Annotated in this window: 20 protein-coding genes; 8 read left to right on the top strand and 12 right to left on the bottom strand. The window is 46.7% G+C overall.

Annotation, left to right across the window (positions count from 1 at the left end):
- The first annotated feature begins 8 nt into the window (after positions 1-8).
- Positions 9-791: an FTR1 family protein gene (locus tag ACJJIB_RS19995; RefSeq protein ID WP_444887336.1), complete on the top strand. Its 783-nt coding sequence runs from the start codon at positions 9-11 to the stop codon at positions 789-791.
- A 718-nt stretch (positions 792-1,509) separates the two neighbouring features.
- Here the strand turns inward: ACJJIB_RS19995 and ACJJIB_RS19990 are convergent.
- The 4 genes from ACJJIB_RS19990 to ACJJIB_RS19975 all read right to left on the bottom strand — a co-directional run bounded on the left by ACJJIB_RS19990 (position 1,510) and on the right by ACJJIB_RS19975 (position 3,566).
- Positions 1,510-1,959 (bottom strand): GNAT family N-acetyltransferase, encoded by a 450-nt coding sequence (locus tag ACJJIB_RS19990; RefSeq protein ID WP_444887335.1) that lies wholly within the window; start codon positions 1,957-1,959, stop codon positions 1,510-1,512.
- A 441-nt stretch (positions 1,960-2,400) separates the two neighbouring features.
- A complete protein-coding gene (locus tag ACJJIB_RS19985; protein WP_252083487.1) occupies positions 2,401-2,709 on the bottom strand; it encodes a hypothetical protein in 309 nt (102 codons plus the stop codon).
- Positions 2,710-2,804: 95 nt separating this feature from the next.
- Complete coding sequence (locus ACJJIB_RS19980; RefSeq protein ID WP_444887334.1) at positions 2,805-3,191, bottom strand: Rid family hydrolase; 387 nt, start codon at positions 3,189-3,191, stop codon at positions 2,805-2,807.
- 75 nt (positions 3,192-3,266) lie between these two features.
- Entirely contained in the window at positions 3,267-3,566 is a 300-nt protein-coding gene (locus ACJJIB_RS19975; protein WP_252083485.1) for a hypothetical protein, read from the bottom strand.
- Between the two features lie 1,566 nt (positions 3,567-5,132).
- Here ACJJIB_RS19975 and ACJJIB_RS19970 point away from each other — a divergent pair.
- Entirely contained in the window at positions 5,133-7,679 is a 2,547-nt protein-coding gene (locus tag ACJJIB_RS19970; RefSeq protein ID WP_444887333.1) for an alpha amylase C-terminal domain-containing protein, read from the top strand.
- A gap of 73 nt (positions 7,680-7,752) precedes the next feature.
- Here the strand turns inward: ACJJIB_RS19970 and ACJJIB_RS19965 are convergent, their stop codons facing one another.
- Together ACJJIB_RS19965 and ACJJIB_RS19960 are read right to left on the bottom strand one after the other, a co-directional pair.
- Positions 7,753-9,654: an alpha-amylase family protein gene (locus ACJJIB_RS19965; RefSeq protein WP_444887332.1), complete on the bottom strand. Its 1,902-nt coding sequence runs from the start codon at positions 9,652-9,654 to the stop codon at positions 7,753-7,755.
- 51 nt (positions 9,655-9,705) lie between these two features.
- On the bottom strand, positions 9,706-12,147 hold the full coding sequence (locus ACJJIB_RS19960; protein ID WP_444887331.1) for a glycoside hydrolase family 31 protein: 2,442 nt from the start codon (positions 12,145-12,147) through the stop codon (positions 9,706-9,708).
- 185 nt (positions 12,148-12,332) lie between these two features.
- Between ACJJIB_RS19960 and ACJJIB_RS19955 the strand changes: the two genes are divergently transcribed.
- Together ACJJIB_RS19955 and ACJJIB_RS19950 are read left to right on the top strand one after the other, a co-directional pair.
- A complete protein-coding gene (locus ACJJIB_RS19955) occupies positions 12,333-13,838 on the top strand; it encodes an MFS transporter (RefSeq protein ID WP_444887330.1) in 1,506 nt (501 codons plus the stop codon).
- Between the two features lie 177 nt (positions 13,839-14,015).
- Positions 14,016-15,422, top strand: coding sequence for an alanine/glycine:cation symporter family protein (locus ACJJIB_RS19950; protein WP_444887329.1), 1,407 nt, complete (start codon positions 14,016-14,018; stop codon positions 15,420-15,422).
- Between the two features lie 83 nt (positions 15,423-15,505).
- Here ACJJIB_RS19950 and ACJJIB_RS19945 read toward each other — a convergent pair whose 3' ends face one another.
- Both ACJJIB_RS19945 and ACJJIB_RS19940 read right to left on the bottom strand, forming a co-directional pair.
- Positions 15,506-15,913, bottom strand: a complete 408-nt coding sequence (locus ACJJIB_RS19945) for a L,D-transpeptidase family protein (protein ID WP_252083479.1) — start codon at positions 15,911-15,913, stop codon at positions 15,506-15,508.
- On the bottom strand, positions 15,910-16,149 hold the full coding sequence (locus ACJJIB_RS19940; RefSeq protein WP_444882909.1) for a hypothetical protein: 240 nt from the start codon (positions 16,147-16,149) through the stop codon (positions 15,910-15,912). The genes ACJJIB_RS19945 and ACJJIB_RS19940 overlap by 4 nt, the downstream gene beginning before the upstream one ends.
- A gap of 628 nt (positions 16,150-16,777) precedes the next feature.
- On the opposite strand from ACJJIB_RS19940, the gene ACJJIB_RS19935 reads away from it, so the two are divergent.
- Together ACJJIB_RS19935 and ACJJIB_RS19930 are read left to right on the top strand one after the other, a co-directional pair.
- Complete coding sequence (locus ACJJIB_RS19935; RefSeq protein ID WP_444887328.1) at positions 16,778-17,113, top strand: gamma-glutamylcyclotransferase family protein; 336 nt, start codon at positions 16,778-16,780, stop codon at positions 17,111-17,113.
- A 135-nt stretch (positions 17,114-17,248) separates the two neighbouring features.
- Positions 17,249-18,151, top strand: a complete 903-nt coding sequence (locus ACJJIB_RS19930; RefSeq protein ID WP_444887327.1) for a hypothetical protein — start codon at positions 17,249-17,251, stop codon at positions 18,149-18,151.
- A gap of 65 nt (positions 18,152-18,216) precedes the next feature.
- On the opposite strand, the gene ACJJIB_RS19925 is transcribed toward ACJJIB_RS19930, so the two are convergent.
- Complete coding sequence (locus ACJJIB_RS19925) at positions 18,217-18,855, bottom strand: outer membrane beta-barrel protein (RefSeq protein ID WP_444887326.1); 639 nt, start codon at positions 18,853-18,855, stop codon at positions 18,217-18,219.
- 340 nt (positions 18,856-19,195) lie between these two features.
- Between ACJJIB_RS19925 and ACJJIB_RS19920 the strand changes: the two genes are divergently transcribed.
- Complete coding sequence (locus ACJJIB_RS19920; RefSeq protein ID WP_444887325.1) at positions 19,196-19,420, top strand: hypothetical protein; 225 nt, start codon at positions 19,196-19,198, stop codon at positions 19,418-19,420.
- A gap of 64 nt (positions 19,421-19,484) precedes the next feature.
- Here ACJJIB_RS19920 and ACJJIB_RS19915 read toward each other — a convergent pair whose 3' ends face one another.
- Both ACJJIB_RS19915 and ACJJIB_RS19910 read right to left on the bottom strand, forming a co-directional pair.
- Positions 19,485-20,150 (bottom strand): hypothetical protein, encoded by a 666-nt coding sequence (locus ACJJIB_RS19915; RefSeq protein ID WP_444887324.1) that lies wholly within the window; start codon positions 20,148-20,150, stop codon positions 19,485-19,487.
- 155 nt (positions 20,151-20,305) lie between these two features.
- Positions 20,306-20,941 (bottom strand): outer membrane beta-barrel protein, encoded by a 636-nt coding sequence (locus ACJJIB_RS19910; RefSeq protein WP_444887323.1) that lies wholly within the window; start codon positions 20,939-20,941, stop codon positions 20,306-20,308.
- Positions 20,942-21,249: 308 nt separating this feature from the next.
- Between ACJJIB_RS19910 and ACJJIB_RS19905 the strand changes: the two genes are divergently transcribed.
- A complete protein-coding gene (locus ACJJIB_RS19905; RefSeq protein WP_444887322.1) occupies positions 21,250-21,504 on the top strand; it encodes a hypothetical protein in 255 nt (84 codons plus the stop codon).
- A gap of 65 nt (positions 21,505-21,569) precedes the next feature.
- On the opposite strand, the gene ACJJIB_RS19900 is transcribed toward ACJJIB_RS19905, so the two are convergent.
- Positions 21,570-22,037 carry a hypothetical protein gene (locus ACJJIB_RS19900; protein WP_444887321.1) on the bottom strand — a complete coding sequence of 156 codons (468 nt, stop codon included), beginning with the start codon at positions 22,035-22,037 and terminating at the stop codon, positions 21,570-21,572.
- Between the last annotated feature and the right edge of the window lie 212 nt (positions 22,038-22,249).

The raw sequence follows: 22,249 nt of genomic DNA, 5'->3' as shown, positions 1-22,249 counted from the left end.
AAAGGCTTATGTTATTAACCTCTGTAATGGTAGTACTGCGGGAAGTGTTGGAGGTGGCGATACTGCTCAGTGTGCTATTGGCAACTACCCGAATGCTGGATCTTCGCGCCCGCTGGTTTTATATCGCGCTATTGCTCGGTGGATTGGCTGCAATCGTCTATGGTGAAAACCTTGCGCGAGTCTCCCAGGCAATAAGTGGTACAGGCCAGGAGCTGGTGAATGCCGGAATATTAATCATAATCTATATATTATTAATAATAGTCACCGCCTTGTTGTTACTTAACTGGCGTAAGCAGCAATACCATTTACCCATCATTCAGGACGCTATGCTACTGGCTGTCACACTCGCGATTATGCGAGAGGGGTCAGAAGTTTATGTTTACCTTACTTCCTTTTGGCTGCACCCACCACTCTTACCCTCCGTAATAATCGGAGCATTGCTAGGTGCTGGTATCGGCTATAGCTTAGGTGCATTGCTTTATTATTTTTTATGTAGCCTGCCAGCCAAATATACTTTGGGGATTTCCTGTATATTACTCATTATCTTGGCTGCCGGAATGATCCTACAGGCCGCGCAATTATTTATTCAAGCAAATTTACTGCCTGGGCAAGAGCCCCTTTGGGATAGCTCCCAACTATTAAGGGAGGACTCAATCCCCGGGCAGCTACTCTTTGCTATAGCTGGTTACGAAGCAACACCAACCCCTCTGGAAGTAATGGTCTACGCAGGCAGTATTTTTCTTATGCTGTGCGTGCTTGGGGGTGTTTATTATAGGTGTTTCAGAGATTAACTAGTGGGCAGATAAATTATTCTATGTGGGTTTATTTACGCCTTTTCTTATTGAGGGAATTCTCGTAAATATAGTCTTTCATTCTTATGGCCGAATCATCCATGCTTTCAAATAACACATATTCGCGCAATCCTGCTTTGAGACAGAGTGTATTAAATTTTGCGGCTGGTGTGTGCTTAGTGTTCATAATATAGCTTGAAATATATAGGTCTTTTAGTCCCCATTTTAATCTGCACATAGGCTTCCATTTTCATGGGATTATTCCTCTCATGAACACTATTTCTCTATTAAAGTCTATTTTTGTCTGCACAGGGAAGAGCTGTCCCCTTAGGCCAATTAAGGTGGAGAGCAATATAGGAGATACACAGAGAACAACCCACTCAGGACCAAGATCCAGCGTGATATTAGCGATATATAAAGTTAGCAAGCTTAATCCTGCTAAAACAATAAAGATAACACAGTATGAGTTTCTCTTAATAGTTACTGTGCCATCAGTGATGATACATTTTTGGATAAATTCATGGTCTACTAACTACTAGAATTTTAAAGATGAAGTCTTCTACATAGTGGTTTTATCGTATATTTCATAAATAAAAATATGTAGCCGACACTGCTAGGCCGGCCAACATACCTTAACAGTTTATAAAATCATTAAACAGTTTTAACCTGCTAAATATGAACCCTACCGCTATCTGAAATATATATCGAAGAAGCGCCCTTAAGTATAATGGAGCTCCATGATCGTTTCATCGAACTCATCTTGATCTACGACTTTAAATCCAAAACGCTCGAAAAAAGGTTTCATGATGTCATGTCCTTCAACGTAGCAAATGGATACAGAATTAAAGCCATCAAGCTGCTTGATTTCAGCTAACACAAGTTTCACGGCTTCCGAACCATAGCCTTGACCTTGTAAGCTGACATCAATCAATAATTGATCTATAAAGATTTCGTTTGGTTTGCCACCGTCATGATTTAGGTAATATTGGATAAAGCCAATGGGCTTGTCTCCAAGATAAACGCCTCGATTGATATAATGGTCATAAAACTTGGATGCGGCAATAGCTTCTGATGGAAGAGCTACATAGTTTTCCTGCTCTTTTTTGATATCAAGGTCAATCATATCGACCCAGTTATCTCTTGTTATTTCTCGTAAGTTAACATTCAATGATATAAATCCTTTTTATAAACAATGGGGAGGATAATATTAATTTATAGAAATGGAGCACAGAGCAGTGAGTGCCTCTTTTCTACACTCGAGATTTACTTGAATCACTAGCTGCCGTTCTATGGTCTAAATACATTCTTAGGCACTTGGCTTTATCGAAAGCTTTACTTCTCAACTCGTAGTTATCACAAGCATGTATGTCAATTTGTTTGAATAGGTAATAGGCTTCGCGATAATTTCCTTGGCTTTCTTTTACAGTGCAAGATTATAGATGGTTTCAGCCTTTGATTCAGAGATACAGTCATTTGTCTCATAAAATACATATGAGGCTACTATTATAAGTGGAGCCAAACAAATTAATACAAGAGTTCCATTCCTCATTATAATTTTCACCGCTGGTGCTGCCTGAGCAGTCCTCAAGGAGCCAGTAAGAACTCCAATTTACTGCCTGCGATTATTAAGTTTTTGTGCTCTAACATTCAGTTGGTAATCTCCGACGCTAGACAGCAAGCACACAACACCGCAAATGAAGGCGAAGAAGGCTAGAATCCAAAAAAAGACAGGTTGATCTTTGACTGTTAAAAGAATTTCTTCTGGACGGAAATTTCCCTTTGTTAGGAGGAATTTTCCATCCAGCACAAGCCAAGGAATTAGCCCTAAAAATATACCTGAAGCTATCAGCAAGTTGATAATTGGCGGCTGATGAGATTGCCTAGGGGCTCCGAATTCTATTAGTGCTTTCCAGTTCATATAAAATCTTAATACAGGGGTAAGGTGACGGTTCGGGTAATATTAACGCGTCGTAAACTTGTTCATTGACGGGTGGAGCGTACTTCAGCGAATTTTTATATCTGGCCCAATACACAATCCATTTCTGTTTCCACAAGCCACGCCAGATCTATAAAGCGACTTACCTCAACAAATGTGCAAGCAGGCTTTATTGTAGAAAATAGCTCTCCATGTGCTTTTGCTGCTTCTTCCCAGCGGGATATATCGGTAAGCATGATACGGGTTCTGATGATACCCGTCGGTTTTCCACCTGCTTCTAGTATGGCCTTCATCGAAAGCTCCAGACAGTACTTCGTTTGAGCATACACATCACCAATGTAAGCTGTCTGGCTATCCTTGATAGGTGCCGTACCAGAAACAGAAATTAGGTTTCCAATTCGGCACGCTCTTGAAAAGCCTATCGGCTTTTCCAGGTGAGAACCTGAGGAGATTAGTTTTCTCATGTTTCCCTACTTGAGTAAAACACCCACTGTAACGTAGTGAGTACAGGCCTGTAAGATCGAAGTTACTTCTGCACATTACAAGGAACGAATAGCGAGTAGTTTTCTTATCGTAACAGTATTTAACCAAACAATAACAGATGCTACTGTAAATTGACCTAGCGAATGGAGAAAGAGTTTCGGCCAAAAATCTATTTCCTCAGTTAGCAGTGGGTGCCAAACATATACAAGAGTCAAGTTTCCTGGAAATAGAAATATCTTGTATCCAGGCATACCGCCGCCCCAGACATTCCAATTTAACGCAAAGGCAATGAGTCCAATTACTAATGCTAAAGCACCGCCATAAATCGCGATGGTAGTCGACTTAAATTTACTCATCGTGCATCATATCCCCTTAAAGCAGAGGTGTGATTTTATGAGCGACCTACTTCTTATGATTGTTAGATAACTAGTGATCATGATTACACTATTACTTGTTAGATTTCTAGGTGTTTTGTGTGCTGAGCCTGTTCATGATTTATGGCGTTCGGGTTAGGGGCGGCTGGAGCATAGCGTAAGCCATGCCAGCCTCGTATTATGCAGAAACTTCAACCGCTTTTTAAATTTTAGGCAAACACTCTAGCCAAACCCGCTCATTCGGATGATGCTCTGCAATCGTGATTAATGCCTCATCTAGAGCTCTATCATCGCAAGGGGCAATCGTGTAACTGAAGTTGGTTAGATCAATATTACTTGAACGTAGCGAATCTAGCTCCTGTTCATTCAGCACATCACCCCCTACCCATACTGGATATAGGGCTGATTTAATTATCGGCTCTAATTCTAAGTAGCCTTTTCTTGTAACAGCGAAAATAACCATAATTAAATTTAAGATTTATATAGTGATAATCACGACCACATTATCCTGATTATTATTCCGGGGGCAATTTTACATCAGTTTTCTGAAAAGTAAGCTAAATCAGTAACTTACATTAATTTGGTACTAATTTCATATTTGAAGTGGTAGTTATAATGACCACTACCTTAATAATTACTTGTTGGCTTAACATATTGAACTCAATCATTTTTTTCTTGTATCTCGCTTGATCCAGAAATAACAGTCACAAAGAGCTTGCTCAAATTGATCACTTGTGTAAACAGGATCTAGGTGCTACAGCAATGGTTATTATTAAGCAGAATGGGTGGCCTTGAAAAAGTGAGAGTTGCAAATTTTGAGGGCTGTCTACAAGCGGTAGGTTAGAACCCTATACTGCTTGAGACTACAACAAACCTTGTGTAACTAGGGCTATAATTGCTTTGGCTATCATAAGTTGATTTCTACCAGCTTAAATCACTTGATTTAAATGCTGGGTTTTAAGCTCTCCATCCTCACTAATTCATCTTAACTTACTGGCGGCCACTAAAAATCAATCCTGTTGCTTTTTTGAGCACCGCACTGCTTCTCATGTCACTAAGTTCAAATCCCTGCAGATAAAACTACTACGCCCCCCTGAAGGGGGATGTGTGCGTTAGTACCATTTCTTTACTCTGCAATAGGTCACACCCCAGAGAGGGTGGGCACTTGTGTCAGAGTTGCTAGGTTAGAAGCACTCTTTGAGTTAGGTATAACAACAATAACTAGGTTGATCTATTTCCTTGCCTGTCATTCTCTGGCAGTCATTTGCTCATACGGATACCAGCTTTTCGCTTGGATGTATCCGGCTGCTGAGCCTAGCCGTGAATGCCTGGCAATTTGAACCTCATATTGACTGTTGTGCCCTTGGCTTCTTTTACCTTTGTTGGAAGAACCTTTCTCAGCTTCAGAGCTTGCTATTTCTCAATCGGTGACTTTGGTATTCAAATTCAGGAAATCTAGTCCCATTGATCCGCTGTTTGTGTGATTGAGGGCTCAGATACCTGGCTTTTAAAAAATAACAGCGAAAAGATGACTAAGAGAAAGCAATAATGAACAGTTCAATTCCTTTAAAAAGGCTACTGGCCAGTACAGGCCTTGTAGTTGGTACACTATCAAGTGCCCACGTTAATGCCGGTACCGCTTTTGTGCATTTATTCGAGTGGAGCTGGAATGATATTGCCAGTGAGTGCGAGAACTTTCTCGGGCCTAAGGGTTTTGATGCGGTGCAAATATCTCCACCCAATGAGCATATCAGCTTGTCCACTTGGTGGGCGCGCTACCAGCCAGTGACTTATACCAACTTAACCAGTCGCAGCGGTACTGAGCAGGAACTGCAAAGCATGATCAACCGTTGTCATGCAGCAGGTGTGAAAGTCTACGCCGATGCGGTAATTAACCATACGGCGGCCTGGAACGGCGGTGGCACGGGTTGGGGAGGCACTCAGTGGACCTTGCTGGACCATCCGGAGTTTTCTGATAACGACTATCACTCCGATTGCACCATTAATAACTACAATGATGCCAATCATGTGTGGAGCTGTCGGTTGAGTGGTTTGCCAGATTTGGATACTGGCTCCAGTTATGTGCAGGGAAAACTCGCTGGTTACCTGAGTAAATTAAAAGGCATGGGAGTTGATGGCTTCCGTATTGATGCCGTCAAGCACATGTCCCCCGGTGATTTACAGGCAATTGTGAATCAAGCTGGCAACCCCTGGGTCTTTTCAGAGGTTATTGGTGCTGCCGGTGAGGCCTCAGAAATCCAGCCTTACAATTATACCTTTCTAGGCCGGGTTACTGAATTTAAATATGGCACCGATGTAGCCAGCAACTTTAACGGTCAGATTAAAAATCTTGCCACTATTGGTGAAAGCTGGGGACTGCTCTCCTCCAGTGATGCCGTTCATTTTATTGATAACCACGATCGCGAGCGGGGCCATGGTGGCGGTGGGAATCTGACTTATCACGATGGAGCCAAATATAATCTGGCCAATGTCTTTATGCTGGCTCATCCCTATGGCTACCCCAAGGTAATGTCCGGGTATAACTTTACCGATACCGACATTGGCCCTCCCAGCAGTGGCCCGAATAACTGTCAAAATGGTGCCTGGGTCTGCCAGCATCGCTGGGGCAATATCGCCAATATGGTGGGTTTCCGTAACTATACCAATGGCACCGCCATGAATAATTGGTGGGACAATGACAACAACCAGATTGCCTTTGGCCGTGGCGATAAAGGGTTTGTGGTGATCAATAATGAGGGGGGCTCTTTGAACCAGACGCTATACACCGGCATGCCTGCAGGGGATTATTGCAATGTGTTGGCGGGCGATAACGAGTGCAGTGGCGATGTGATTACTGTAGATGGTAGCGGCTATGCCACCTTTAATGTCGCTGCTAACTCTGCCGCGGCAATTCATGGTGGGCAATTAGCGACGCCTTGTGACGATTGTGCTGAACCTGGTTTCCCCAGCCTTTACTTTCGCGGTACCGCCAACAACTGGGGTAGTACAGCATTCGAACAAGTGGGTGAAAATACCTGGCAATTAGTTGTGAACTTTGATGGTCAGGCGGACCAGCGCTTTAAGCTGGATATTTATGGTGATTGGACAGAGAACTACGGCGATGATGGTGCCGATGGTACATTGGATAAGGCCGGTGCAGATATTTATACTTCTGTGAGCGGTAATTACCGAATCGAAGTGAACGACCAGAGCCTGAGTTACAGCCTAACTGAAGTTTCCTCACAGCAGGCACCGGTTGCGGTTGTCACTCCCTCAGCAGTAACCGTTGAGGTCAATGAAAGTATCACGTTGGATGCCAGCGCTTCTAACGATATCGATGGCAGTGTGGTGTCTTATAGCTGGAGTAGTGGTGGCAGCAACACTAGTACTTCCCTGAGTTTTGCCAACGCTGGAACCTATACAGAAACCGTAACGGTAACGGATAACGATGGCCTGACTGACAGTGCCACTGCGGCCATTACTGTGACTGATCCCAACGGAGGTTATGCACAGAACTTCACGGCACTGCATTTTCGGGGAACGCCCAATAGCTGGGGCACCCAGGCCATGACTCTGATAGCAGATAATATCTGGCGTACTACGGTTGTATTTGATGGTAGTAGTAACCAGCGTTTTAAATTTGATGTAAGCACTAACTGGGATGAAAATTACGGGGACAACAATGCCGATGGTTCTCTGGAGCAGGGAGGCAATGATATTTATACCAATGTGGCTGGTACTTATCTTGTTGAAGTGAATGATAAAACACTCAGTTATACCCTGACTTGCATGGATTGCGGCAGCCATGCCTCTAATTTTTCCTCTCTACACTTTCGTGGAACGTCAAATAACTGGGGAGCTGAGGCTATGCAGTTAGTGGCGGACAACCTTTGGGAAATTTCAGTTAACTTCGATGGCCAACCCCAGCAGCGTTTTAAGTTTGATGTGAGTGGCGATTGGAGTGAAAACTATGGTGATAGTGACTCTAATGGAACTTTGGAGCAGGGTGGTTCTGATATTTACACCTCTGTTACAGGGAACTATAAGGTGCAGATGAATGATCAGACCTTGATTTATAGTCTGGTAGCCCAGTGAATATTATCTAGTATTGATACAGAAAACCCGGCTTTGAGCCGGGTTTTCTGTAATAAAAGACTGTATTTGCTTGTCAATTGTCAAGCTTGAAGATATGGCCTTCAAAGGGGAGAAGATTAAGTGTTATTCTGCCTTGGCCATTTCGGATAACCAGCTGTTGCTTCGCATTGCTGATCTGCCCTTCTAATGCATAGCTGCCGTCTTTCAGTTTCCACTGTTTAAGTAGCTCATTGGGGATCAGTAGTTCGAATTTGCTGGCCTCTCGATCAAAATTTGCAACGATCAAGAGTTTTTCCGTTTTATTCCAGCGCGCAAAAGAAAATTGTTTTTCCCCATAGCCGCTATCCTGTTTGCGGTTGTAGCTATGCAAGTCCAGATAATCGCCAAGTAAGGCCGGGCTCTGTTTGGAGAAATTAAGCAGGCGCTGGTAGAAGCTGCGCAGCTCTTTTTCTTCTTTTGTCAGTAGTGCAGTGTCAAAAGCGCCCTCATTGTTCCAGCGGCGCACACTGGGTACTGACCAGTAGTCGAAAATGGTGGTGCGGCTGGCTTTGCCGAAGCCGGCATCTTTGTTGGCGGGTTCTCCTAGCTCCTGGCCAAAGTAAACCAAGGTAGGGGCTGGAGAGAGCGCGGCAGACACCAGCATTGCAGGTTTGCCAGCCTCTGGGTTGCCAGAAAATTGTGGGCTGGCAATACGCTGCTCGTCGTGGTTCTCCATAAAGCGCAACATATGAGAGGAAATATCTACCAGGCTTGCCTGTACCTGTGCGATTTTATCTGTGCTGCCCTTGTTCTCCATGACCGCACGAATAGCATCGTAAGTGCCGACTTTATCGTAGAGGTAATCCATTTTGCCCAGATGCAGATAATCCCGATAGCGCTCTGGAGTATAGATTTCGGCAAGTAGCAGTGTGTTGGGGTTGCGCATTTTGATGGAGGAATTCAGGTAGCTCCAGAATTCTACCGGTACCATACCGGCCATATCATAGCGGAATCCGTCCACACCAAAGTCTAGCCAGTAGTGGACGATATCGCGGAATTTTTTCCAGGTATCCGGGACTTTCTTGTCTGCCCAAAACTGGGCGTGGGCCCGGTAGTCGCGCTCGGCATACTCCTGGGGTAGCTCAGAAAAGTTCTTGCTGTTATCGGGGCGAACGCCAAAATTAATTTTGACGGTTTCATACCAGTCGTGCATGGCAGGTTGTGCACTGCGCGCGCCATTACCGGTCCATTTGGCTGGACTCTCTACAAACTGCCCATCGACAAGATCATTGGCTTCGCCATTGAGTGGCTGATAACTGTCTTCTGCAACGGGCACGCGGAAGTCTTCGCCCACCACATAGTAGAAATTGTTGTTGCGGGCATAGGTGACCTGGGTGTTGTCGCCAGTTCCAAAATCCTGCACGCCTTGGGGCTTATCGAGAGAATGATAGGCGCGGGCTACATGGTTAGGCACTATATCGATAATTACATTCAGGCCGGCCGCGTGGCTGCGTTCCACCAGTGCGCGGAATTCCTGTAATCGCTCTGCTGGGTTATTGGCCAGGTCCGGGTTTACGCTGTAGTAATCCTTGATGGCATAAGGAGAGCCGGCGCGGCCTTTGACCACATCTGGATCATCGTTACTGATACCGTATTCCGTATAGTCGCCAACGAGCGCGTGGTGCAGGGCGCCGGTGTACCAGATATGGGTGGCGCCCAGAGCGTGGATTTCACTCAGTGCTTTTGGGGTAAAGTCAGCGAACTTACCTACACCATTCTCTTCGAGTGTGCCCCAGGGTTTGTTGGTACTGTTAGTGTTGCCAAATAAGCGCGGTAGCACTTGGTAGATAACGGCTTTTTTCTCCGCAACTTTTTCAGCGGGTTGTAATTCTTCCGGGCTGCTCTCCTGGCTGCAGCCGGCAGTGCCGAATAGAGCAGCACCCAGTAGGGAAGCCGAAAGGAGTTTGGCAATAAACGGGGAATGTAACTTCTTCATTGTTTCCTGATGACTTTAAATTTTTTTGTCAGTGAACAGCGGTTTGCTGAATTATTGATTTTTGAGCACTAAATCCAGCGGTTCTTTGTGCCAGTCAAATTTAACCAGCAGTTGCTGCTTGCGCTTGTTGTACCAGGCCCCACGGGGTGCCTGAGCAAAGTCTTTTTCACTGTCGAAAATAGGCAGGGATTCGCCGGTAATATTCAGCTGCACGGGCACTTGTTGCCAGTTGTGAATCTTTAAAGTGACCGTGCGGGATTCCGGCATACCGGTATAACCGTCGCCTTCGCGATTAAAGGCGAAGGCTAAACCTTGTTGTTTGTTTTCAGCTGAGAAATGCAACTTCTCGTATTTGCCTTTTTCAAAAGCCTGCGCGGTAGCGCCATCATCTTCATAAACATAGCGCTCGGACTTTACTGCTGATGGGTGCGCGTAGTAGTCCAGGGTCAGGTTTTTACTGGAGTAATCGCGGCTGCTGTGGACATCGTCAATGGTGGGAATAATGGCGCCGGCCCGCACCAGTGCAGGAATCGTTTTCAGGTTCACTTCTACCAGGGCCTGATCGCCAGAATATTGTTCATCAGTCCAGTAATCGAACCAGGTGCCACCGGGCAGTTTTACCGTGACCTCATCCACATCCTCCTCCACGACTGGGGCAACGAGGAAATCCTGACCCCATAGGTAGGCATCCTTGTAGTCCAGTAGAGACAGATCACTTTCGTTTTCGAAAAACAGCGGACGCATCAGTGGCATGCCGGTCTGGCTGTTTTCGAAGGCGAGGGTGTAGTTGTAGGGCAGCAGGCGATAGCGCAGTTTTACATACTCGCGCAGGATATCGCGGGTGCGGCGATCGTGGAAAACCGGTTCGGAAGCAATATGCTCCTGGGCGTGCGGGCGGTAAACCGGTTGGAATACGCCGTACTGTAACCAGCGGATGTAGAGTTCGCGGTCAAATTTCTCGCCGCCGGCAAAGCCGCCCAGGTCTGAATGGGTGTAGCCAAAGCCCAGCAAGCCCATACTCAGAGCCAATTCCACCTGGGGCTGTAAGCCACCCCATTCCCGAGCGACGTCGCCGGTCCAGGGGATCATGCCGTAGCGCTGGGAGCCGGCAAAACCGGCGCGCATCATAATAAAGGGGCGGCGCTCAGGGTATTTTGCAGTTTGGCGTTCGTGCAGTAATTGCGCCCAGGCGTGGCCGAAGGCGTTGTGGATTTCATCGGCCATACCGATTGCGTGAACGGTATCGGAGGGGTGAACTTCCGGTTCACCCAGGTCGCCCCACCAGCCGGCTACGTCCTGTTCCAATAATCCGTCGTAAATATTCCAGAACCAGTCGCGGCCATCTTCGGAGAAGACATCGATCAGGCCGGTATTGCCGAAGTAGAAATCAAAACGCTTGGGTTCTCCGGCCAGGTTTTTGGCCAGGGCATTATTCGCCACGGCTTCCTGCCAGCGTTCGGAGGTGGAGAGGACAAAAGGCTCGGTCACCAGGATGGTATTGATGCCGCGTTCTTTAAGGTCGGCCATCATCTTTTCTGGTTCGGGAAAGGCCTCCTTGTCCCAAGCCAGGTTGCCCATATGACCTTTTATATCCGGGCCAAACCAGTAGAGGTCCAACACCAGGGCGTCCAGGGGGAAATCTTCTTCGGCAAACTTATCCACGGTTGCGCGGACTTCAGCTTCGCTGTGATAGCCAAAGCGGGAGGCGAAGTTACCCAGGGCCCAACGGGGGGGCAGGGGCTGTTTGCCGGTGGTGGATACATAATTTTCCAGCAACTGTGGATAAGTCTCACCGGCTACCACGATGTAAGCGGTGCGCCCGGCTACGGCTTCAAATTGCAGGATATCTTCTTCGTTTGCGCCCAGATCCAGGGTGCCGGTGGCAGAGTTGTCGAACAGCAGAATGTATTTGTTGCTGGACAGTACTGCTGGCAGGGAAAAATACATCTGGTTGGATTCGGTGGTGTATCCGTAATGGGCACGGTTATACAGGGGCAGGCGTTGGCCGCGACGGTCCATCCCCATAACCCGCTCTCCGCCGCCCAGCAGTTTTTCCTCTGGCGACAGTGCGAAACGGAATCCGCGCATCGTCTCGGTGGCAAAGAAGCCACGCTCTTCACTCAGGATTTGTTCGCTGCCGCGCAAGTACTCGATTCGGAAGGGAGACTTGTGGATGACTGCAGTAAGCGAGCCAGTGCGGTAAACGAGCTTGTCCCCTTGTTGCTCCAGCATCGCCTCGGATCGGCCAGCAGAATTGGTGGCCAACGCAAATGAGGGCAACTGTTTCAGGCCTTCGCGGCGATAGTGCACCGATAGCGCTGACGGACCAACCGGGGTGAGGGTGACCTCGCCCTCACTCGTCTGTACAGTTAGTGAGTCTTCGCTCATGGTGTGATCGCGGTAGTTGCGCTGTTCAGCGGCCAGGGATTGAGCGCTCAGGCAGAGTGTAGCTGCGAGGCACACCAGGCGCAGGAGTGGGAGTTTTAGGGTCATCGCGCGGGACTTCAGTTGCTTGATTAGGATTCACAGTTTCGTGTTGGCCCGACGCGTACGCTGGGCCTGAGTTTATCCTAAAGCGCAGAATCTGGCCCGCATCCTCCCCGCTGGGGGGAGGATGGAGGTCTGTGGTGGGCGTGTCAGAATGGCAAAATAAGCATAACGAGAGATGCGGTGACCCTATGAGCCAATCAGAGCCCAATCCTATTCAACAGCCCCGTCTGCCCTTCTGGCAGGTATGGAATGTCAGTCTCGGCTTTCTCGGTGTGCAGTTTGGCTTTTCCCTGCAAAATGCCAATGCCAGTCGGATTCTTTCAGATCTGGGAGCGGACCTTCATTCTCTATCCCTGTTCTGGATAGTAGCGCCGCTCATGGGACTGATCGTACAGCCGATCGTGGGTTCGGCCTCGGATCGAACCTGGAGTCGCTTCGGTCGCCGCAACCCCTTTATCCTTTTTGGTGCTATCGCCGCAGCCCTGGGGATGGCGTTTATGCCCAATGCCGGGATTGTGGTGGCGATAGTGGCCCCAATTATTTTCGGCGGCGTTATGTTGGCCCTGATGGACGCGGCCTTTAACGTGACCATGCAGCCTTTCCGCGCCCTGGTATCCGACATGGTGCCATCAGAGCAGCGCACCCTGGGGTACTCGATACAGTCTTTGCTGATTAACATTGGCGCCATCTTCGGCTCCATGTTGCCATTCATCCTGACTAATGTGATCGGTCTGGAAAATACTGCCCGTGCGGGAGAGGTGGCACCCTCCGTTATATGGGCTTTCTATATCGGCGCCACAGTGCTTCTGGGCAGTGTGTTATGGACTGTGCTACGTACCAAGGAGTATCCGCCGGAGCAGTACAATGCCTATAAAGGTCTCGACTCCGCGCAACTGGAGCGGGAGAGACAGCAAAAAGCCCCACTGGCAAAGCGCTTGATCGGTTTTTTCCAGCTGCTAATTAAAATGCCGCGCACTATGCGCCAGCTGGCCCTGGTGCAATTCTTCTCCTGGTTTGCCCTGTTTATTATGTGGGTTTACACCACGCCTGCGATCACTCAGCACGTTTGGGGAGTGGAAGCCAAGTGGTTTGATCCCGCCTATCTGGAAAGCGTCAAAGAAATTCCCGCACATATCGCTGCCGCTAAGGGTGCTGCCGGTGACTGGGTAGGAATTATTTTTGCTGCTTACTCTCTGTTCGCAGCGATCTTCTCTATTGTCCTGGCCCGTTTGTCTCAGGTGCTGGGGCGTAAGCTCACTTATTCCCTATCGTTGGCACTGGGCGGTTTTGGATACATCAGCTTCCTGTTCTTCCAGGGGGGCGATCCCACACAGGTGAATCTGTTGATTACAGAAGTTTCCGTACCCAGTGGCGCCCTGGGATTATTGCTACCGATGGTGGGTGTGGGCATTGCCTGGGCCGCTATTCTGGCGATGCCCTATGCGATCCTCTCTGACTCGCTGCCGGCGGATAAGACTGGTGTTTATATGGGGATTTTTAATTTCACTATCGCAGCCCCGCAGATTGTTTCCGCCCTGGTAGCTGGCTTGATATTGAAAACAGTTTTCGAAAACCAGGCAATTTACATCATTGTTTTGGCGGGGGTGTGTATGTTGCTTGGCGCTATATCGGTGGCGCTTGTGAGGGAGAGTTCTGAACCCGAGCTCGCATTAAAGGCAACTACTACAGCTTGATAAAAAGTTGTAAAAGATTGTTAGAAAAGCCCCTGTTAGGGGCTTTTTTATTGCCGGGATTCCAGGTTTTCCCAAAGTTTTCGCATTTATAGGTCTGCGGAATTTTATGGCAGCATTTTGACAGTCTGGTGTGAGCGTACCTAGACTGGGCGGATCTCACCGGAAATGAATTAACTTATGTCGATATTCCCTGCAATTGATCAGGCATTAGAGGCTTTTGCCAGTTTTGTCTGGGGCCCTCCCTTATTAGTGCTGCTCGTTGGTGGCGGCCTCGCGCTATTAATCTATTCTCGTGGCCGTCCCTACCGCCATCTTGGGCACAGTATTGGGCTTTTAAGTGGCCGATATGATGACCCCAATGACCCTGGCCAAGTGAATCACAGCCAAGCGCTATCAACAGCACTGTCGGGAACCCTGGGACTTGGCAATATTTCCGGGGTTGCCATCGCAATTACGATTGGTGGGCCTGGGGCGATTTTCTGGATGTGGGTAACCGCCCTGGTGGGGGTGGCTACCAAGTTCTATACAGCGACGCTGGCGGTGATGTTTCGCGGTCGCGATGCCTCCGGGGAACTGCAAGGTGGCCCCATGTATGTTATTCGCGAGGGGTTGGGCCGACGCTGGATGCCGCTCGCAGTACTGTTTGCCGTGGCGGGACTCTGCGGTATGTTGCCGGTGTTTCAGTCCAATCAAACCACGCAGCTACTGCGCGAGTCTTTTGCTGAGCCCTTGGGTTGGGTAGCACCCGGAGGTTCACTCACTTTTGATTTTGTTATTGGCTTATTAATTGCTGTTGCATCGGCCTACGTTATTGCCGGGCGTATCCAGCGTATCGGTAAATTCTCCGCAAGAGTAGTGCCGGGCATGGTGCTGCTTTATTTGGGCATGACCTTTGTGGTAATTGCCAGCTTCTGGGAGCAGGTACCGGCAGCATTTGCGCTAATTTTCTCCGATGCTTTCAGCGGTCAAGCTATTGCTGGAGGTACTCTGGGTTCGGTAATCACAGTAGGGGTGAGCCGGGGCGCATTTTCTAATGAGGCGGGTATAGGCACAGAGTCTTTAGCCCATGGTGCAGCGAAAACCCGTGAGCCCGTTCGAGAAGGCGTGGTTGCCATGCTGGGCCCCATTGTAGACACACTGGTTATCTGCACTTGCACTGCCCTGGTGATACTACTGACTGGCGCTTGGCAGCAGGAAGGGGATATTGCCGGCGTTACCCTGACTGCACAGGCATTTTCTCAGGTATTTGGGCAGTTTGGTCCAATTTTGCTACTGCTAATGGTCCTACCACTGGCTTTTAGCACCATCGTCACCTGCTGGTATTACGGTATGAAGTGCTATGTTTTTCTTTTTGGCGGCCGCTGGCAGGGCCTTTATACCGGGCTCTATATGATACTGATTGTATTGGGTGCGGTGGCTTCTCTGAGCGCGGTCAACAGCATTATTATTGGCATGTACGCCGTAATGGCTGTGCCCACTATGGTTTCCACATTACTGCTGGCACGGCATGTAAACCGTGCAGCGCATGCGTATTTCACCCGAATGGAAGTCGCAAAGCGGGAGGGGGCAGAGGCCTCTCAATAGCAGGCGTTTTTCCAGGCAAAGAAAAGGCGGACTTAATAGTCCGCCTTTTTTATGGTGCCTTTTCACACGTGTCTAGATTTTACCTAAGGCACAACAGATACCTTTGTGCCGACTCTGGCGTGGCGGTAGAAAATCTTCGCCATATGCCAGGGGATGCGGATACAGCCATGGGAGGCCGGGTAACCGGGTACATAACCGGCATGCATGGTGACTGGGCCATTAATCCGCATCATGTAATCCATTGAGGCTCCGCGGAAGCGAGACCCGGCAGGCTTGCGATGGCGGCGTACATCCACATTACTGCGCAGTACTTGGCCACGAGAGCTTATATAGTGACCGTACAGGTTGGAGCGGTGGCTGTATTTCTTCTGTGAAATACGAAAGTTACCAGTAGGAGTTCGGTGGCCTGGTTTACCGGTAGAGACCGGGGACATACCGGCGAGACGTCCTCCCTTATAGAAGTAGGCCATCTGGTCACTTAAGTCGATCACAATACGCGGTGTACCTTGTACATGGCCTTTAAACCACATATGCCGGCTATTTTGTGGTTGAGCTTGTTGGTATCTGCCGTATCGAGAATATGCCCTTTGGTTCCTGCTGTATCGAGAGTAGCTCCTTTGATTCCTATTGTATCGGGAGTGTCCCCTATACTCTCTCCGGTACCTGTAATCTCTGCTATATCTGGAGTGCCGGTCATAATGCCCTCCATGCCCCTGATGAGCGACATACCTTGAGCCCTGGCGGGAATAGGGATTGGAATAATCCGCAGCATAGGCCAGGGGGGCCAATATTGCCGATCCAACAACCATTAGCGCAGCGGCGAACGAAGCGTTTTTACGTAGAGCTCCTTGTACTTTTTGTAGGGATGATTTCTGTCGTTTAGGTATAGTTTGATGGTTTTGCAGCGAAGGTCGGTTATGCATTACACACCTCTCTATTGCCAGTGGGCCGTGTAAACAACCATGGATTTAGAGCCTAACCATTGCCTGCCAGGGTGCGATATCCCTAGCACCCAATCAGGAGCACGGCGCAGGTCAGAGATTTCCCCAAAGCAGCTCCCCGTATACTCGGCCTCAGCTGCGGGATGGGTTAGCACAGGTTTTCACCAATGCAGGTCCAAGGGATGGTAAGGTCCGTGTCTTGGGCCAGTCACATCAAAAAGGAATAAGTGAATTGCTGGTTATTAATCTCACAGACATTTGCAAGAATGGTTTGCGAAGGGATTGATAGGCGTGAGAGCTCCAATCAGAGGAATTATCTTAAAGAGACTTCTTTAGCGGGGTCTTTAGCCGATAAAGTACCAGCGGATTTGCCACATTAGTGAACTATTCACTAGCGGGATCAGGGGTTAATTTATGGAGCGTTTATTTTCCTACGGCACTCTTCAGCAAGAGAATGTACAACTGGAGACTTTTGGCCGTAAGTTACAAGGATCTGAGGATACTTTAATTGGTTACCAGCTTTCTGAAATAAGAATTATAGATCCACAAGTTGTGCAAACTAGCGGCAAGGAGTTTCACCCCATACTGAAGTACACAGGGCGTTCTTTTGATACGGTTGAGGGTACAGTTTTTGAAATCTCTGCCGAAGAGCTTGCTCAGTCTGATGCCTATGAAGTGGATGCCTATCAGCGGGTTGCCGCCAAATTGAAATCTGGTATAGAAGCCTGGATTTATGCTGAGGCAAACTAAAGACGTCTTTTCCTAAGGTAGTTATGCTTTAATTAGAGGGCATAGGGAAGTGTTTCACAAGGGGGGATGGCCGAAGGGATGCGGATACTGCAGATCAGGCCAGCTTTTTCTCGATTTCTCTGTGAATCAATAGATATGAAACAATATTTCGATAAAGGCAAGAAGGGCCTGGTTGACCTTTCCCGTAAAGTGCCAGCTGAAATCACCGGCAGTTTAAAAGTTTTTCAAGAAGTAGTTGCCGGACTGCCAATATTTTCTTCTGCGGAGCGCAGTGAGAATTTTGTGCAGAGATACGATGAAAAGCATTACTTTGTGATTCCCTATAAGCTCTCACAAACTGGCTTTACTCTGCACACAATGCGTTGTTTACCTGATGATGCCCCAGAGGTAAATGATCTACCCAAACGCCGAATATTTCACTTTCCGAACTCCCATTATGAGGGGAGTTTACGTAAATTTATGGTGGAGAGCGCCGTAGAGTTATCCCTGGAAAGGGGGAATTCTGGAAAGAGTTCTCTCGAAAGACTGGCGGATGATATCGACAAACTCGATAGAAAATTGACCGTTGGTATGCTGTTAGTTGGGGGTGTTGCCGCAGTGTTTAATCCCCTGATCGGTGCCGGGCTGGCAGCCAAGGCGGTGCTGCCCGGTATGAGTGGCCTGGTCAATAAATTCGGCTTGCGCCCAGCTGGAGAAAAGCTATCGGAATTACAGAGCAAAAAAATGCTTCGTCAGGCAGAGGAAGATGTCGCCAAGCAGTTTTCCGAATCTAATACCCTCAAGGTGATCAATCCTATTCTGCAAGAATTGGAATTAGCGCTGAGAACCACTGAAGCCCAGCACGACCCATTGACCGATCCCAATTTAGCCGATGGCTCAATCCCTGAGCTAAATAGCCAACACTGGCGCGAGTTGACCGAGCGAGCAGTTTATCATGTATATAAGGGTGTGTATCGAGATAAGAAACTGGCCAAAAAGGCTCAATTGGGGCCGGAGGACTTGCGTTGGTTTGAGGTATTGTTTTCTGGGATAAAGTAGCTTTAGAATTTTTAAGAGAGAAATTCAGCAGCCAATATGGCTGCTGAAAAAAGTAAGAGCGGTCTTTAGAAATTGTAAGTCAGTCCCAGGGAGGAGAGGCTGGGTTTTCTGTCTTTCATCTCAAAAATGGTATGCTCCAAGCTCAAGCTCCAGTTGTTATTGTTCCAGCCAACAGAAATACCGTAATAAGGGTCACTTCCATCATTGGTCTCATCGGTAGTATTAATGCCATGATAGTCATCCCAATCCCACCTTGCAGAAAATTCATGTCTCTTTTGAAATTGTTCATCCCATAATTGATATCCTACGCGTGCTCCAGCGTAAAAATCTTTAGTAATATCTGTGGTGAGAAATAGACCTAGTATTTTTGTATCTGTACTGATCTTATAATCAATAGTACTGATTTCGGACATCTCGTCGCCCCATTGGCTAAAGCTCCACTCTTCATGCCGATAACTCCCTTCGGTATCTCCCAGGTCTGCAAATCCACCTTCGAGAGCAATAAATTTATTGAGGCGATATCCCAGAGTAATAGACCATCCACTAGAGTCAGATAGCTTGGTTTTAAAGCTCTCGAGCGCATCTTGCGAGGAGATATCTGTGTCTACAGACCCATAAGTGGATTTAAGGTAAAAGTTATTTTCCAGTGCTGTGGTATTTGAAGCTGACAAGGCGATCGCTGTAGCCAGAATAAATCTTTTCAAGGGATATCCTTAATCAATTAAATGGTGAGTAGTGTTTGTTTATCGTGAGGTTTGAAAATCTGGTAGAGAAGAAGTTATATGTGCTCAAGTATGTGCGGTATAAATCATGTACTGATGTGACTGTTGATTTGCCAGTTATACTTCCCCAAATTTCACGCATGTTGCAACCTCTGGGAGAGACTGTTAATAGCTATCTATTACAACTGATTGAAGCCATTCCTAGAAAAGTAAAGGAAATTAAAGAGTTAAAAATGCTTCGCAAAGCAGGGGAGGCAGTGCGAAGCAACTCTTCGAATCTAATATCCTCAAAGTGATCCATCCGGTCCTACAAGAATTGGAATTGGCGCTGAGAACCACTGAAGCCCAGCACGACCCATTGACCGATCCCAATTTAGCCGGTGGCTCAATTCCTGAGCTAAATAGCCAACACTGGCGCGAGTTGACCGAGCGAGCAGTTTATCATGTATATAAGGACGTGTATCTGAATAAGAAACTGGCCAAAAATGCTCAGTTGGGGCCGGAGGACTTGCGTTGGTTTGAGGTATTGTTTGCTGGGATAAAGTAGTTTTAGAGTTTTTAGAGAAAAATTCAGCAGCCGATTTGGCTGCTGAAAAAAGTAAGAGCAGTCTTTAGAAATTGTAAGTCAGGCCCAGGGAGGTGAGGCTGGGCTTCCTTTCTTCCATTTCAAAAATAGTGTGCTCTAGACTTACGCTCCAGTTGTTGTAGTTCCAGCCGGCGGAAACTCCATAATAAAGATCACTACCATCCTTGATCTCACAGTCTTGATCTTTTTCTGTGTAGCTTCGGGTTGCTATGTCGGTAAAAACACCATTCTGGTCGTGATCATAATAATGCAAATATTTAGTTACTTTATCTTCAAAATGTTCATTCCAAAATTGATATCCTACACGTAATCCAGCAAAAAAATCTTTGGTGATATCGGTGGTTAAAAAGAGACCAAATGTTTTTGCTTGTGTATTTATCGTGTAATTATGGATTGTATCATGGGCGGAAAACCCATAAGGGGAATCGTAACGATCGTGGTATCTACCCTCAGCATCTCCTAAGTCTACATAGCCACCCTCAAGAGCAAGGAATTTATTCAAGTGGTAACCCAGTATAAAAGACCAGCCATTGGGATCAGATAGATCAGTGCTTAATTTCTCCTGTGTCTCTTGGGAGGAAATGTCTGTATTAACCATTCCATAAGTAGACTTGAAGTAGAAACTGTTTTCCATTGCCATAGTACTTGAAGTGGAGATGATGATAGCGGAGGCAAGGATTAGTTTTTTCAAAGGATTTCCTTAACTAAATATACAAGAATCAGCTAACTGATTGGATGATGAGTGATATTTTTTATCTTGATGTTAAAATTTAGGAAGAGAATTAGTCATTAGTTCTCGTGCTCAGCAGTCGGCTCTGCTACTGAGAAAACCTATTGGCTACTACATCAAAAGTTGTAAGTCAGCGCCAAAGAGGAGAAATTGGGTTTTCTCTCTTCCATTTCAAAAATGGTGTGTTCTAAGCTTAGGCTCCAGTTGATGTAGTTCCAGCCAGCGGAAATGCCATAATAAGGATCGCTACCGTTATTGGTGCGATGGTAGGAACCTTCGAACGTTCCTGTTATCTTTCCAGATTGATTAAGATAGTTTGATTCCCATTTGGTTTGAAAGTGCTCATCCCAAAATTGATATCCGGTACGTATTCCGGCATAAAAATCCCTATTGATATTGGTAGAAAAAAATAGACCTACTATTTGTGTTTGTGTATTAATCGTTTTCTTAAAGTTTCTAGCGAAGATATCATCATAATCTACTGCCACGATATCATACTCTCTACCCTCAGCGTCTCCCAGGTCTACAAAGCCGCCTTCGAGAGCAATATAGTTATTGAGTTGGTATCCCAGTGTAAAGGACCATCCTTTGGGATTAGATAGATTATCGGGTATATTTAAACCCTGCAGTTTTTGGGTGGAAATATCTGTATCTACTGCCCCATAAGTGGATTTAAGGTAAAAGTTATTTTCCAGTGCTATGGTGTTTGAAGCTGACAAAACGATAGCTGTAGCCAGAATAAATCTTTTCAAGGGATATCCTTAATCAATTAGATGATGAGTAGTGTTTGTTTATCGTGAGATTTGTAAAGTCGGTAGAGAAGATGTTATATGTGCGGTATAAATCATATGCTGCTGTGACTGTTAATTTGTCAGTGATACTTCCCCAAATTTGGCGCATGTTGCAACCTCTGGGAGAGACTATCAACAGCTATCTATTACAACAAATTACAACTGCTTGAAGCCATTCATAGAAAAGTGATCGGAATTGAAGAGTTAAAAATGCTTCGCAAAGCAGGGGAGGCAGTGCCAAGCAACTCTTCGAATCTAATACCCTCAAGGTGTTCAATCCGATTCTACAAGAATTGGAATTAGCGCTGAGAACCACTGAAGCCCAGCACGACCCATTGACCGATCCCAATTTAGCCGATGGCTCAATCCCTGAGCTAAATAGCGAACACTTGCGCGAGTTGACCGAGCGAGCGGTTTATCATGTATATAAGGATGTGTATCGAGATAGGAGACTGGCCAAAAAGGCTCAATTGGGGCCGGAGGACTTGCGCTGGTTTGAGGTATTGTTTGCGGGGATAAAGTAGCTTTAGAGTTTTTTAGAGATAAATTCAGCAGCCGATTTGGCTGCTGAAAAAAGTAAGAGCAGTCTTTAGAAATTGTAAGTCAGCCCGAGGGAGGAGAGGCTGGGCCTCCTTTCGTCCATTTCAAAAATAGTGTGCGCTAGACTTACGCTCCAGTTGTTGTAGTTCCAGCCAATGAAAACTCCGTAGTAAAGATCACTACCATCATTCTCATCTTTATCTGAATCGCTGATACTATCGGAAAAAGAGCTTACTACTCTTCCTTCAAAGTCGACGCGCTTATAATTCCAGATATAGTTTTCTTTTTCTTCATATTCGGTTTCCCACAAATGAGAACCTGCACGAATTCCTGTATAGAATTTTTTTGTAATATCGGATGTTAGGGATATGCCAAGCATCTTTGTCTTAGCGTCAATATTAATTTTATAGTTGTAATCATAGTTGCCTGATGCGTACTCACTGTAAGTGATAGAATCACTTTCCCTAATTTTTCCTTCTGTATCACCAAAGTCGGCATACCCCCCCCTCAATAGCAAAAAAATTATTTAGGCAGTATCCTAAAGTTACTGTCCAATCTCTCGGGCTGGACAGATTTGTTTCAAAATACTCTTCACTTTACTGAGTAGAGATATCTATATCTAACTATCCGTAAGATGACTTAAGGTAGAAGCTGTTTTCTATTGCCATAGTATTGAATATGGAAAGAATGATTACGGAGCTGAGAGTAAATCTTTTCAAAGGATATCCT

This window comes from Microbulbifer mixtoriginis (SeqCode) (assembly GCF_052467705.1).
The sequence above is the reverse complement of the archived record's forward strand: the minus strand, read 5'-3'. Positions and strand labels throughout refer to the sequence as shown.

Excerpts from the sequence above, each read along its gene's own strand:
- ACJJIB_RS19950 (WP_444887329.1), top strand. The coding sequence starts at position 14,016 with ATGTCGATATTCCCTGCAATTGATCAGGCATTAGAGGCTTTTGCCAGT.
- ACJJIB_RS19930 (WP_444887327.1), top strand. The coding sequence starts at position 17,249 with ATGAAACAATATTTCGATAAAGGCAAGAAGGGCCTGGTTGACCTTTCC.
- ACJJIB_RS19940 (WP_444882909.1), bottom strand. The coding sequence starts at position 16,149 with ATGTCGCTCATCAGGGGCATGGAGGGCATTATGACCGGCACTCCAGAT.
- ACJJIB_RS19980 (WP_444887334.1), bottom strand. The coding sequence starts at position 3,191 with ATGAGAAAACTAATCTCCTCAGGTTCTCACCTGGAAAAGCCGATAGGC.
- ACJJIB_RS19935 (WP_444887328.1), top strand. The coding sequence starts at position 16,778 with ATGGAGCGTTTATTTTCCTACGGCACTCTTCAGCAAGAGAATGTACAA.
- ACJJIB_RS19985 (WP_252083487.1), bottom strand. The coding sequence starts at position 2,709 with ATGAACTGGAAAGCACTAATAGAATTCGGAGCCCCTAGGCAATCTCAT.
- ACJJIB_RS19960 (WP_444887331.1), bottom strand. The coding sequence starts at position 12,147 with ATGACCCTAAAACTCCCACTCCTGCGCCTGGTGTGCCTCGCAGCTACA.
- ACJJIB_RS19965 (WP_444887332.1), bottom strand. The coding sequence starts at position 9,654 with ATGAAGAAGTTACATTCCCCGTTTATTGCCAAACTCCTTTCGGCTTCC.
- ACJJIB_RS19955 (WP_444887330.1), top strand. The coding sequence starts at position 12,333 with ATGAGCCAATCAGAGCCCAATCCTATTCAACAGCCCCGTCTGCCCTTC.
- ACJJIB_RS19975 (WP_252083485.1), bottom strand. The coding sequence starts at position 3,566 with ATGAGTAAATTTAAGTCGACTACCATCGCGATTTATGGCGGTGCTTTA.
- ACJJIB_RS19970 (WP_444887333.1), top strand. The coding sequence starts at position 5,133 with ATGAACAGTTCAATTCCTTTAAAAAGGCTACTGGCCAGTACAGGCCTT.
- ACJJIB_RS19995 (WP_444887336.1), top strand. The coding sequence starts at position 9 with ATGTTATTAACCTCTGTAATGGTAGTACTGCGGGAAGTGTTGGAGGTG.